The organism is Bacteroidota bacterium (assembly GCA_016713765.1).
Classification (GTDB): domain Bacteria; phylum Bacteroidota; class Bacteroidia; order AKYH767-A; family 2013-40CM-41-45; genus Pollutiaquabacter; species Pollutiaquabacter aromativorans.
This window is the reverse complement of record JADJON010000001.1, coordinates 1,667,570-1,681,433: the sequence shown is the minus strand read 5'-3', so window position 1 is coordinate 1,681,433 and position 13,864 is coordinate 1,667,570. Positions and strand designations below refer to the sequence as shown.

Sequence of the window (13,864 nt, the reverse complement as noted above, 5' to 3'; positions counted from 1 at the left end):
TTTTGACGTTGCAATGCGGACACTAACTACCAGCTTCCTTCTTTTTTTTCTTTGCACATCGGCACTTGCTCAATTCAGTCCGGAACACGACCCACATCGAGGCATGTATGTGGATCGCTTTTGGAAACAGAAGTGGAACAGCAATACTGAAGTTGATCCAACATTTTCCATCCTCACGGTTGACGAGGACCATGACGGTATTTTTGAGAAAGAAGACGCATTACTCCGGTATGCCGCTGAGAATCATATCACCTACCTGGCGCTGTATGACATTTACCGAATCCTGGGGCGTTCCTATACCGCGTGGAACGGTTCCACGCGTCGAATGGAGAACCTTGAAGACCACTTATGCCGGTTCATTAAAAAAGCGAAGGAGCAATACGGAATCACTCAGATTGGCCTGATCGGCGGATCGGATGTTTTCTTCGACAGCCTCGACACCTATATGGATCGATTCCCGCCGACTGCTCCACTCCGACTACCGGGGTCATTGAAAAACCGCCCCGGACTTCCGGCCATTCTAAAAAAATTGGAAGAGCCTTTGGTTGAAGGAGATCCCACAACACCCTTGGCGGAGCATCTTAAACTGATGCTGCGGGTTCAGCAATTCAACGAGTCCAATCCCTGCGGGGTTGATCTTGATGTTGTGAACATGGAGTATGAATTCTGGGGAAATTGCGCCACCGAGCTTCCCATCTTTACGGAGTACATCCAGGCAATGGATGCTTTCCGGGACCAATACGACTCCCTTCATACCGAACATCCGCTCATCACAGAAGCGTATGTAGCCTTTCTGACATATTGCAATTTCCCCAATGTCGTCGCCATCATGGACGGCTGTTCCAATTGCAGCCCGTGTCCGACTTGCAACAACCCGCATGAACCCCTGATCGATCGTGTACTCTATTCACAACAGATCATGCAGCCAAACTACTTCCTGCTCGCTGATCAAAGTCATTTTGAGGCCCCTACCAGTCAGGATAGCACCGACTTCCATCCACTCCTGTATGCGGAAAGCATTCAGACCGGTGGTGGCGCGGATTACCTCGGCGCCTGGTTTCCGCAATCCCCTTCCTTTACCATCTTCACCGCAGAATCCCGATACTACTCCGCCTGGCGGAATTATACTACAACGCCTTTTGGGCAACCACGACAGAACGATGTACAACGCGGCGGCGCCATGTGGTTCGCTTCATCACACATGATGGACTGGCTCGACCATCCAGTGATCCTTCAAAACCTCGGACCCTTTTGCACGCAAAGTGATACTCAGCAAGTGGAAATGAAATATTTCGGCCCAACCGAACCGGGTATCGGATACCGTTTCCACATCTTCCGAGACAGCGATAGCACAATCGTTTATCCTACCAATGGCAACCCGTTGGCGGGAATCACCCAACCCTACGAACCCTCAGTGGGAGGAAGTCGCGAGATCATGGCGGTTGATTTCTCAGACACGTTTCTCTTTCCTCGCATTCGTCTTGCACATGGCACATATACCAGTGTGCTGGAATTGGACTACGACTCTGCCTCGAATGCCGGATACACAGCCCGATATCCGGTAGTCGTATCCGATCAACCACAAATCGTCCTGATGAACGAACCTGAATTCTGCGCAGGTGGCTACTGCTACCTGGTCACCAATTCCGGTGGTAGTCAATACACCTGGACACGTGACAATATCGTCGTGAAATCAGGAACCGAATGGTGGGTGAAAGCCACAGAAGACGGTTATTATAAATGCGTCATCTCAGGGGCGCCAGGAAGTTGTTCCGGCACCACGGACTCGGTACGCATACAGGTCATGCCAATGCCGGTTGTTGTAGTGAATGCGCTTTGCAATGGAGATGGCACCGTTACACTTAAAACCGATATGCGTCCCGCCAACCCCAACTCTACCACCACGAGCGGACCCGGCGGAGTAACCTACAAATGGAATACGGGCGCGACCACCGATCAAATCACCATTACGCCCACATCCAGCAACACCTATCGGGTCCTGGTGACCGACCCTTACTCCGGTTGCAGTACTTATCGGGACTGCTACGTTGCAGCCCCTCCAAGCAATTCGTTTACACCGAATATCGTTGTGAACAGCGTGCCAACATCAGCTTGCTCATCCAATGGCTCGCTGACCGCAACCTTGTCGCCCGGAAGCTATCTAGGACAAACCGCCTATCTATGGAATACCGGACAAACCACACAAACCATCACGAATCTACCGCCCGGGACGTACATCGTTTCGATGAGTTACTGGAAAAGCGCCTGCACGTATTACGACACCGTTCAACTTGGAACACCTACGACTGGCGGGCCATCCATTAGCGAGGTGATTATTCCATCCGGTTGTTCGAATACTGCCAGTGGAAGTGTACAACTCATGTTGACCGGCGGCCAACCACCCTTCAGTTTCTTTTGGTTTGGGATACCTGCGGATGGAATCCACCACCCCGCCAACCAAGACCAATCGAACCTGTTTCCGGGTATTTATACAATTCGAGTCCGCGATGTCAATGGTTGTGAATTCTGGCATGAAGTAACGGTACCTTCCGGCAATTCAATAATCCGCGTTCAACCGGTTTCCATTCTTCCCAGTAGCAATTGCTTTAACAGCCCGAATGGGTCGGCGACTGTCAGTGCAAGCGGCGGCACCGGTCCATATCAATTCGACTGGAATGACCCACTGGGGCAACAAGGCGCTACGGCCGACAGCCTGGTAGCAGGAAGTTATTGGGTCACGGTTACGGATGCCAATGGCTGCACATCTTCTACCTTCATCGATATCCCCGCCACCTCCCTTCCGATCAACTTGACAGAACTTGCATCGGAATCCCTCCCCGCTACGTGTCAACCCGGAAACGATGGCGTGGCAGCGCTCGTTGTTCAAGGTGGCGTCGTGCCATATACTGTTAATAGTCCCTGGACGCTTGACACACTTGGAACCGCACGACTTACCGGTACGCCGGGAAACTATCCGATCCTTGTCACCGATGCCAATGGTTGTCAATTCACAGATACGATCACTATCCACACTACCGAACCACCCTCGTTCTCGCTGTCGGCGCTCGGTACCAGTTGTAGTGGGTGTACGGATGGCGCGGTCGCTATCAACAATATAGTTACAAACAGTAACTGGAATGTTCAATGGACTCCACAGCTTGGCACCCTTTCCGGAGACAGTCTCATTCAAATGCCCGGTGGAACCTATACGATTTGCCTGACAGATACTGCAGGTTGTATCCGGTGCGACACTATCACGGTACCGGAAGACCCCACGGCTATCCTTCTGCTTCAAGGCCGGGCATACGACTGGACCTTGCATCCAAACCCAGCCGTGGATATCATATCCATTGAATCGGACTTGGGCACACCGCTACCGCAACTTGAGGCAAGAATCCACTCCCTCACCGGTCAGGAACTTGATCACCAGGCACTCGAACGGTCAAAGGCTACCGATATGGATATACGAAAACTGACGGCTGGAATCTATTTCGTTTCAATTTTTACATCCGGACGCTTGATCTCCACGAAACGGCTAGTCATCATCAAGTAAGACAGGATACGGAACAATTGCGGTTCGATCTTGTTACCTTTGCGGTAATCATTTTTCCTATGTACCGCGACACTCAGCACTGGATCGAGACCCTTGAAAAGGCGAACGAGCTCGTCCGCATCAAGACCCCGGTCAGCCCTTCGCTGGAAATCACCGAGATCACTGACCGCGTTTCGAAGGTGTACGGCCCTGCCCTGCTTTTCGAGAACACCGGTACAGACTTTCCTCTCCTGATCAATTCCATGGGCACCGAGGACCGGATGGCCAAAGCGCTCGGCGTTGACCGGCTGGACGACATCGGGCACGACATGGAAGTACTCTTCAAGCAACTGCTCTCGCCCAAAGAGTCGTTGCTCGACAAATTGAAGTTGCTTCCAAAACTCGGTTCCATTGCATCCTGGATGCCTAAAGTTATTGGCGGCAGAGGCGCCTGTCAGGAAGTGGTGATGCAAGATCCCGACCTGACCAAACTTCCGATCCTCAAATGCTGGCCGGAAGACGGTGGTCCGTTCATCACCCTGCCGGTGATCCACACGAAGGATCCGGTAACGGGCATTCGCAATGTCGGCATGTACCGGATGCAGGTATTCGGACCCAAACTGACCGGTATGCATTGGCACCGGCATAAGGTCAGCGCCCGCCATATGCAGGAATACAAGAAACGCGGCGAAAAGATGCCGGTGGCCGTAGCCCTGGGTGGCGACCCGGCTTATACCTACTGTGCGACCGCGCCGCTGCCGGATGGGGTCGATGAATACATGCTTGCCGGTTTTTTGCGAAAGAAAAAAGTTGAGTTGGTACAATGCCTCACCCAGGACATACAAGTTCCCGCCGACGCCGATATCATCATTGAAGGTTATGTGGATCCGAACGAGGACTACATTCTGGAAGGACCTTTCGGAGACCATACCGGCTATTATTCGCTGCCGGATTACTACCCGAAGTTCCATGTGACCGCCATTACCCATCGCAAGCATGCCGTCTATCCCGCCACCATTGTCGGTATCCCCCCGCAGGAAGACGCCTGGATCGGGAAAGCGACCGAACGGATCTTCCTGGTTCCGATCAAGATGACCATGGTTCCCGAGATCGTGGATATGGTGCTGCCGGTAGAGGGTGTATTCCATAATCTCGTCGTGGTGAAGATCCGGAAAGAGTATCCGGGTCAGGCCTCCAAAGTGATGCATTCGCTATGGGGCGCGGGACAAATGATGTTCACAAAGAGGATGGTGATCGTCGACGGGGATGTGAACATCCATGATCCGGTCGAGCTGGCCCGTTACGTATCCGCGAATTTCGACCCGCTGCACGACACCTACTTCACCGCCGGTCCGGTTGACGTGCTCGACCATAGTTGTTCTGTCATGGCCTTCGGAGGCAAAATGGGACTCGACGCGACCAGTAAGAGCCCGGAAGAGCTTAGCATGCGCAAGACCGTTACCGGAACAAATGACACCACACCGATTGATCTTCCAGCTCTCAAGGTAAAGTACCCGGAGATCCGCGATCTTAATATCAGCTTATTGGAAAAGGGGATTTCCCTTGCGTTTCTGAGTATCGAAAAAAACAAGCCCGGTCATGTGAAGGAACTGACGCGTGCGCTCTTCGCCTTACCGGAGTTTCGTCGGATCAAAGGCCTGATCGTTTTGGAACACTCCGTCGATGTGCAGGACATCGCCGACAGCGTCTGGCGCTTTTCCAATAATGTCGATCCGAAACGGGATTGCCTGACCATCGAATCAACAGACGACGGCGCGTTCAACCACCTGGTACTCGACGGTACACGCAAGACACTTGCACATGACGGTTTCCAGCGCGACTGGCCGAACATCCTGACTTCCGATGAAGCTACGATCGCGTTGGTTGACCAGAAATGGCAAGAATACGGGCTGGGTACATTCCTGCCCTCGCCTTCCAACAAATACCGGAAGCAGTTGTATGCCGGAGGAGCCGTTGCCGAATAAGCTATCCTTCAGACCAGGCCGACGATCACACCGTCTTTCACGTCGATACCCAACGCATTGGGGTTCTCCGGCAGACCGGGCATGCGCATGATCTCTCCGCAAACGGCCACGATAAACCCGGCCCCGCTGTTGATGATTAACTCGTCCACGTTGATGTAAAATCCACCCTCGGCTTTAGCGTCTTCGGGGCGATCGCTGAACGAATATTGTGTCTTCGCGATACAGACGGGATACTTATCCATCTGAAGCTGTCCGATCCGCTTCAAGGCGCGCTCAGCCTTCTTGGACATCTTGATTCCCTTTGCACCATAAACCTGCATGGCGACCTTCTCGAGCTTTTTCGGAATGCTGTCTTCGAGATCATAGACCGGCTTCAATTGAGCCGATGATTTCTCGGTTACTTCCACCACCACCCGGGCAAGATCGGCGGAGCCGGCACTTCCGCGTGCGAAGGCTTCATTCACGGCCGCCGGAACGTTGCGTGATGCGCAGGCTTCGAGCATATCCTGCATCTCTTCGCTGCTGTCGGAATCGAATCGGTTCAGCGCGACCACGACCGGAATGCCCATGCCCCGTAAGATATCGAGGTGATGATCCATGTTCTTCATGCCGGCCAGGAGCGCGGTACGGTTCGGCTTCTTGATGTCGACCTGCGCGACTCCTCCGTGTAACTTGAGCGACTGGGCCGTCACCACGACCACTGCAACAGCAGGAGTCAGTCCTCCCACGCGGCATTTGATATCAACGAATTTCTCCGCGCCGAGATCGGAACCGAATCCGGCTTCCGTTACCGCGAACTCGCCGAATTGCAACGCGGCCCGCGTGGCCAACAAGGAATTGCAGCCGTGCGCGATGTTGGCAAAGGGTCCGCCGTGTACGAAGGCAGGTGTACCTTCGAGCGTTTGCACGAGGTTCGGACTGAGGGCGTCCTTGAGGATCGCCGTAATGGCGCCGGCAACTCCCAGTTCGTGCACAGTAAAGGGGGTTCCGTCTTCGCGATAGCCAAGCAGGATGTGCTCGATACGATTCTTCAAGTCATCCAAACTTGTCGACAAGCAAAGGATCGCCATCAATTCCGAAGCCGGAGTAATATCGAAACCGGTCTCACCCGGGATACCGTTGGCGCTTCCCCGTAAACCGGTGATCACATGGCGCAGGCTGCGGTCGTTGACATCCAGCACGCGCTTCCAGGTGATCTCACTGAGTTGTTGACCGGTTCCCTGCTTGTTGTAATTGTAATTGTCCAACAAGGCCGACAAGGTATTGTTCGCTGCGCTGATCGCGTGAAAGTCGCCGTTGAAGTGCAGGTTGATATCCTCCGAAGGCACCACACTCGATTTCCCGCCACCAGTCGCTCCACCTTTCATCCCGAACACCGGGCCCAGGGAAGGCTCGCGTAAGGCCAGCACGGCTCGCTTACCGATGGAGCGAAGTCCGTCCGCCAGGCCAATGCTCGTAGTAGTTTTACCATTGCCGGCCCGTGTGGGTGTGATGGAAGTCACCAATACCAACTTTCCCGTCGGCTGGGACGGATCCAACGCGGCATGATCGAGCTTTGCTTTGAAGTTTCCGTACTGGATGAGTCGATCAGTCGGAATGCCTGCGGCGCGGGCGATATCCTGAATAGGTTTCATGCGGTGCTTGGGTAAAATGCGGTTGCGAAGGTCGTAAAAGTTAAGACACGGAAGGACCTTGAAAATCAGGGTTTCTCATAGGGATAAGGCGCCGGTGTCAGGGCCAGCGCGAGATCATCGAGCCACCACTCCCCTGCTCCCTTGTTCCAAACATAAGCCTTCACCTTGCCACCCGTACAACCTTCCGGGATGACACCTGAAATAATCGCCTCCTGCCATTTGCCGGTCTTGATCGTCCAATCGCTTAACGTGGCGCTGAAGTAGGCCAGATTGTTCTTTTCCTTTTCTATTGATACAACCAGCAGCGCATCCGGTGGAACGGCGCCGGAAAAAAAGCGACAACGGGCGTGCAGCACATCGTACCCGGACGGGTGAAGGCTATCGAGATCGCATTCCAGCGTATGGGAGAATTCACGGCCACTGATCATTCGTTCGACCTTCCCTTTTGCAAAGCAGGAATCAGGAAGGTAAACGGCCTGTTCGTCCTGTTCGAAATCCCACACCAAGGCCCGGGAACCCGGCTCTGGCCAGATGTCCTTGCTCTTACGAAACCGGGAAATTCGTGCGTTGAAAAAAGCTTCGTCCTGATCCATGATCGGCCATCGCTCGCGCAGGAGGAAGTAAAGTTCTTCGGGATGAAAGCTATTGGTCCAGCCGTAGATCACAGATTGGGGTTGAAGGCTGTCCAGTGTCACCATCAGGCGCGCAAGCTCTCCGGCGGTTTCCGGTCGATAGATCACCCGTTCCGGTTTCCAATCAGCCTGGTCGAAATAATAGTCGAGATAATCCGGATTGATCACATTCAAGACGACCACTGCAGGTTTTGGCGCATCAACCGACCAGACCCGGGTCCGATCCGCCAACTCTTTGAAGACACCATATGCAGGCATTCGGAAGAACTTTTTCTCCAGGGCCGTACTTACCCCACCACCCAGCAGCACCAAGACGACGACCAACACCAAGCCTGTTCCCTGCCGAAAGACGTTCGGGGTGAAAGAAAAGAAGAACAACAGGAGCAGCGGAAAAACAAAAAAGAGCGTGGAGTATTGAATGATCGGGTGTCGCAAGAGGGAATATCCGAAGGCCAGTCCAAACGAGAACAGGAACAGAAACGCGACCGCATTGTGAAACCGGTTCCACACCGGTCGGGATCGCTGCACGTACCAACCGGTGAAGAAGCAGACGATCAATGAATCAATCAGCAACCAGGAAGCATTGAATACATTGAAGAAAAAAGAGAACAGCCAGGTGGGCTCCGGTTTACCCAGCCAACCGCCGAGGTCGCCGGTTTTCAGTTGCTCCTGAAAGATGGTCCATTCCGGGAGCGCCAGGAGCACGATGACCAAACCGGTCAGTGCATAGATCGGCCTCCAGCTTCCTTTGATGAAAGTAAAACCCCAAAGTCCCAGTGCTGCTGCATAGACCAGCGAAAAATAATGGAGGTGCGTACAAACCGCCATGGAGAGCGTCCATCCGATCCAGGTTTGTCGCCGGATCCTCCCTGCTAAGGACTCTTCATACAGATTGGTCCAGTACCAGGTCGACAATAAGCAGAAGAACAAACCCGGTGCGTAAGGTCGCGCCAACTGAGAATAAATGATACTGTACTCCAAGACACTGAACATGGCCGCCGCCAATAAACCTGCCGCGGCATGAAACCATCGGCTTCCCAATCGGTAAATCAACCAGGTTGAACCAAGGCCGAACATGATGAAAGGAAGACGGAGGAGGAATGCATTTTCTCCGAGCAAGTTCGTCCAGCAGTACAGGAACGACTGAACACCTGCAGGGTGAAAATCGGAATAAACACCTCCGCGGATCATTTCAGAAAAAGAAGGGTAACGTGTCCGGATCAGCGCGCTTAGCTCGTCATTCGAAAAAGATACTTCACCGAACGGGTAAAAACGGAAAATCGCCGCAACCGTCAGGATCAGCCCGATCAACAATCTTTCGTTCCGCCGCGTATCCTGGTTCATACGGACTCGCCGGCGCCGCTCATGCGCTGCCGCAGCGCTTCAAAGATCAAGACACCCGCGGCCACTGATACGTTCAACGAACTCACCTTACCGGTCATCGGAATGCGCAGCCATTGATCACACACTTTGAGCAGATCGGAGGAAACGCCATCCTCTTCCGAACCCATGATGATGGCCGCCGGCTGGGAAAAGTCAGCATTGAAATGAAAGGTCTTGCCCTTCTCACTGGCCGCGAAAACCTTGAGTCCACACTCCTTGAGCAAATGGACGGCATCGCGCAAATGGTCGACACGACAAACCGGAAGGTTGTGCAGCGCGCCTGCCGAGGTGCGGATCGCGTCCGCCGAAACCGCGGCGGCTCCGCGCTTGGGAATGACCAGCGCGTGAACACCCGCGCATTCAGCTGTACGGGCAATCGCACCGAAATTACGCACATCGGTAATGCGATCCAGCAACAGTACGAGTGGCGTCATCCCCTGCTCAAAGACCCGCGTGACCACTTCCTCCAGGGGTTGATACGAGATAGGTGAAATGAACGCGATGATATCCTGGTGGTTCTTAAGTGTCAGCCGGTTCAACTTCTCGACCGGCACCTCCTGAAACGCGATCTGCTTCTCCCGCAACATTCTCCTCACCTGCTGAATGCCGTCACCCCGCGCGCCGTGGTGAATGAATACCCGATCAAACTCCTTACCGGCATTCAACGCTTCCAGGACCGGGTGGATCCCGTAGATCATCTGCTCGTCATCCTGTGATGGACGCTTCCGGTCTTCCCGGTTAAATTCCCTGCTCATCAGTACATATTGTTATAGACCCTCCCCGAACGCCAGACATCCACCGCCCTGAACCAACTGGTTTCATAGATCGGCGACCTTGAAAGGGCGTAGTCGTTTTCGGTAAAGGGATTGTCCACTTTTGTGAAGAAGAAATTGATAGATACCGGGTTGTTGACGGTACCATAAATCCAGGTCTCACTTTGCGCACTGCGGTAGATGGTATTCGGCACCCCGAGAACGACATAAATCATCCCACGATCGGTTCTCCACCCTTCCGTGTAACTGGAAAAAAAGCGATTCGCATCCTGTACCCGGGTGTAATACTTCCGGATCAGCATACGTGTCCGTTCTTCATTGCCGCCCCGCTCTATCCAAAATCCATCCACTGTCTGTCGTGGATGCGGGTTCGACTTCAGTTCCTCATACTCTTTTCTGGTCGTCAGGTAGCGCAATGCTTCCAGCATCTGGTCGACATCGGAGACCTGTGGATGATCCTCCCCGAAGCGAAAAATCGTGAAACCTTCCTTTCGCGTGGTATCGATCCGGAAATGATAAAATCCCCGTCGATTCAACGTCAGAACAGGATGCTCCTGCAAATCGTATCGGAAGACGGAATCCGCATGATAGTCGAAGGGCTCACGCGCATCAAATGAAAACGGCGGGTTGGCCAGCGGAAAATCCTTTTTGTAGTAATGACACCAAAGGAAGCCCGTCGACGTGTCCTGATAATAGATCCGCAAGCTGTCGTTGGCTTTCACATGATCACGAAAGAACGGCGTTCCATCCGGCAAGGTAGCCCAGAAGCACTGGCGGGATTGCGCGGTAAGGTGAGCAAACGGTATGAAAAAAGTTGCGGAAGCGCCCTTGCCTTCATCGGTGATCACGGTTTCCAGGAGGATGGTACCCTTCCGGTGTACCGGCAGTTCCACTTCGAAAATCCTTGCCTTCCCTTTCTCCGTCATGTCCATCGTATAACGCGCGACGGCGCTATCATAGCGAGTCGGAACGTCGTAGCTTTCGACCAGTTGCAAGTGGATGCCAACCGTGGCGAGGTATCGATTGTCCTCCTGACGCACGTAGAGGTACTCGTCCGGTTTGATTCGGATCAGTACACGTGCCAGGGAATCATTGACTTGACGGATCGTCACTTCAGCCGATAAGGATTGCCCGTCCATTGGCCGATAATTACCGGCCATGTTGCGGTTGGCAAGTTCGCCGGGACTGAAACACCCACCCAGCAGTAAGAACAGCAGGAGGAACAGGCTTCGTATCCCGTACCCGTGTGCAGGCTTATAGTCAGGGAGCAGCATCTGTATCACCGCTTTCGAGCGCACGCTCTACCAGTGCCTGAGGTAATTCCTTACTGGACTTCGCGCCAAGTTTACGCAAGTCTTCAATTCGCTTGATGATGTTGCCCGGGCCGGACGATAGCTTGTTCATCGCGTCACTGTAGCCGGCCTTGGCGGCATCCATTTTCTTACCAACGTCGATGAGGTCATCGATGAAGCCTTTGAACTTATCGTACAAGGCGCCGCCGACGCGGGCGATCTCCAGGGCGTTTCGTGTCTGTCGCTCCTGCTTCCAAAGCGAAGCGATGGTTCGCAGGGTCGCCAGCAGGGTACTCGGACTGACGATGACAATCTTACGGTCCCAGGCGTACGCGAACAATTCGGTATCACCCTGAATGGCGACGCTGAAGGAAGGTTCGATCGGCATGAACAGCAGTACAAAGTCGGGGGCGTTCATGCCTTCGGCCGACTGGTACTTTTTCTCGGAAAGCTGCCGTACATGATTCTTGACCGATTGCACATGCTCTCGCAGATACTGTTCCCGCTCTTCCTCGCTGCCGGCATTCACCATCGCTTCGTAGGCAACCAGGGAAACTTTGCTGTCGACGATGAGGTGCTTGTTGTCGGGTAGAAAAACGACTACATCGGGTTGAACCCGCCGACCTTCCTCATTGCTCGTGCTGTGTTGCACTTTGAATTCGCGGTCGCGTTCCAATCCGGAGTGTTCCAGAATTTTCTCCAGGATGAACTCGCCCCAGTTACCCTGCTTCTTGGTATCACCCTTCAGTGCACGAGCCAGGTTGTGCGCCTCGTCGCTGATCTGTTTGTTAAGTTCAACCAGTTTACCGATCTCCCCTTTCAGACTGTTTCGTTCAGCAGCTTCTGACTTGTATGCCTGATCGACCTTTTGCTCGAAATCCCGGATCTTTTCTTTGAGCGGATTGAGGATCACGTCCAGGTTGTTGCGGTTCTGTTCAACGAACTTCTGGCTCTTCTCCTCCAGGATCCTGTTCGCCAGATTCTCAAACTCCTTGGTAAACCGATCCTGCAGCGCTTCGAGTTCCGCCTTTTGGGATTGGAGCTTCTCCTGGAGGTTGCGATTGAGGGTCACTGCTTCGCTCAGCTTTCCGTTCAATTCGAGCTGTTGCTGTCGGTCCTGCTCCTGCCTGGACCTTCCTTCCTGCAACTGCTGCTCCAGCTGACGTGCCCGTTCAGCCAAGGCCGACCGTTCACTTTCAAGGGCTTGTACCGCAGTACGCTGTTCCTCCCGCACCGATTGAACCCCGGCTTTACCCAGCAACCAGCCGAGAAGTACACCGACTACCAATCCCACCAAAAGATAAACGAATTCCATCCGTTAGACGCTTGTAAGTGGTTAAAGATAGCGGATTTCGTGCATTTTTCGTTGTTCTGGTCGAATGGCGGTTAATCGCGAACTTTGCGCCCCTTCAAAGGATCCAAATGCGAATTGACCGAACCTATCGATGGCTGATCGCCTTCTTTCTGCTGACCGGAAGTTCTTCCCTGCGCGCCCAGGTTCCAAACAATCAATTGGATCTGCAGGCAACCGATTGGGGATTGAAAGGGTCGGTGTACCACATAGCCCGCGTCGAAGACGAACGAAAGAAAGCCGGAGATGCCGGTAGTATATCCGGCGGCGGTCCCGTCCAACCGATTCGCTTCAAACAAGATCTCGCGAAAGATCTGCTGCCTTATGTTCAAACGTGTACTGCCGCGGATACGAGTAAGGTAGCACTGGTTCTGGCATTCGAGAAATTTCAGTTGAAAGAAAACCGCACAGGACCACGACGGAACATCCAATTCGAATTTCAGGTGCGCATCTATCGCGATGTCGATGGCCAGCGCGTTCAACTCTACCAGGTAGGCGGAACCCCCTCCTATGTGGTACATGGGCCCAATCCCGGAATCTACGACAAACTGATCGGCGGATCCCTGCAACAAGCCCTATCCGGATTCGACCGCTGGGCGAAAGAGAACCGAAACCAGCCACCGCTGTGCAAACACGTACGCATCGAACTACAGGACGATGGCGCTTTTCGGGACACGGTCAGTGCTGATACGATTCGATGGAGTTCCGCCTATCGGCTGAAGTGGGCCGACTTCAAAGGACAGCCCGAACAACAGGTCGTATTTTCCGCGAACAGTGCCTGCGTCTATTCCTTCACATCGCGGCCCGCCTATCGGGATGACACACTTATTCTGGAGCTGCTGCTGCATCCGGCTTTTATCAAGCCAGCCTCCTGGGTTAAACCCGACAAGTTGCAGGATGGACTGCTCGCCCACGAACAACTGCATTTCGATATCTGCGAATTGTACGCCCGCCGGATGCGCGATCGCTTCACCCAATCCAGTCCGGGTCTATTGACCTACGATTCCGTTCTGAAAACCATCTTCGAATCCGAATGGCAGGCCTATCAACTTCGACAGGCCGACTACGACCGGGAAACAGAACACGGCCTGATTCCCGAACAACAGGCGAACTGGGAAAAATCGATCTCCGAGGAATTAAACCGGCTGGGATCCTTTGCCAGTCAGTGAAATTGACGGAATTAGCGATGTTGACTTAATTATTCTTTCACTTTTCGTTCACATTTAATATTGAGTTAACACAGCCCCGGGTTGGTTGGGTTTAATTTGCGACCGATAGCCAA

8 protein-coding genes are annotated in these 13,864 nt (G+C 53.4%); 3 read left to right on the top strand and 5 right to left on the bottom strand.

Going from position 1 to position 13,864, the window contains the following annotated elements:
- The first annotated feature begins 13 nt into the window (after positions 1-13).
- Both IPJ96_06325 and IPJ96_06320 read left to right on the top strand, forming a co-directional pair.
- Positions 14-3,553, top strand: a complete 3,540-nt coding sequence (locus tag IPJ96_06325; protein MBK7909968.1) for a T9SS type A sorting domain-containing protein — start codon at positions 14-16, stop codon at positions 3,551-3,553.
- Between the two features lie 59 nt (positions 3,554-3,612).
- The gene (locus IPJ96_06320) at positions 3,613-5,517 is read left to right on the top strand and encodes a menaquinone biosynthesis decarboxylase (GenBank protein ID MBK7909967.1); all 1,905 of its coding nucleotides are present in this window, start codon (positions 3,613-3,615) and stop codon (positions 5,515-5,517) included.
- Between the two features lie 8 nt (positions 5,518-5,525).
- Here the strand turns inward: IPJ96_06320 and IPJ96_06315 are convergent, their stop codons facing one another.
- The 5 genes from IPJ96_06315 to rmuC form a co-directional block, all read right to left on the bottom strand.
- Positions 5,526-7,151: a formate--tetrahydrofolate ligase gene (locus IPJ96_06315; GenBank protein ID MBK7909966.1), complete on the bottom strand. Its 1,626-nt coding sequence runs from the start codon at positions 7,149-7,151 to the stop codon at positions 5,526-5,528.
- 65 nt (positions 7,152-7,216) lie between these two features.
- Positions 7,217-9,127, bottom strand: coding sequence for a glycosyltransferase family 39 protein (locus tag IPJ96_06310; protein ID MBK7909965.1), 1,911 nt, complete (start codon positions 9,125-9,127; stop codon positions 7,217-7,219).
- On the bottom strand, positions 9,124-9,921 hold the full coding sequence (gene rlmB / locus IPJ96_06305) for a 23S rRNA (guanosine(2251)-2'-O)-methyltransferase RlmB (protein MBK7909964.1): 798 nt from the start codon (positions 9,919-9,921) through the stop codon (positions 9,124-9,126). Before rlmB ends, IPJ96_06310 begins: the two co-directional genes overlap by 4 nt.
- Positions 9,921-11,213, bottom strand: a complete 1,293-nt coding sequence (locus IPJ96_06300) for a GWxTD domain-containing protein (protein MBK7909963.1) — start codon at positions 11,211-11,213, stop codon at positions 9,921-9,923. The genes rlmB and IPJ96_06300 overlap by 1 nt, the downstream gene beginning before the upstream one ends.
- On the bottom strand, positions 11,200-12,546 hold the full coding sequence (gene rmuC / locus IPJ96_06295) for a DNA recombination protein RmuC (GenBank protein MBK7909962.1): 1,347 nt from the start codon (positions 12,544-12,546) through the stop codon (positions 11,200-11,202). The genes IPJ96_06300 and rmuC overlap by 14 nt, the downstream gene beginning before the upstream one ends.
- 107 nt (positions 12,547-12,653) lie before the next feature.
- Between rmuC and IPJ96_06290 the strand changes: the two genes are divergently transcribed.
- Positions 12,654-13,751: a hypothetical protein gene (locus tag IPJ96_06290; GenBank protein MBK7909961.1), complete on the top strand. Its 1,098-nt coding sequence runs from the start codon at positions 12,654-12,656 to the stop codon at positions 13,749-13,751.
- Positions 13,752-13,864 lie beyond the last annotated feature (113 nt).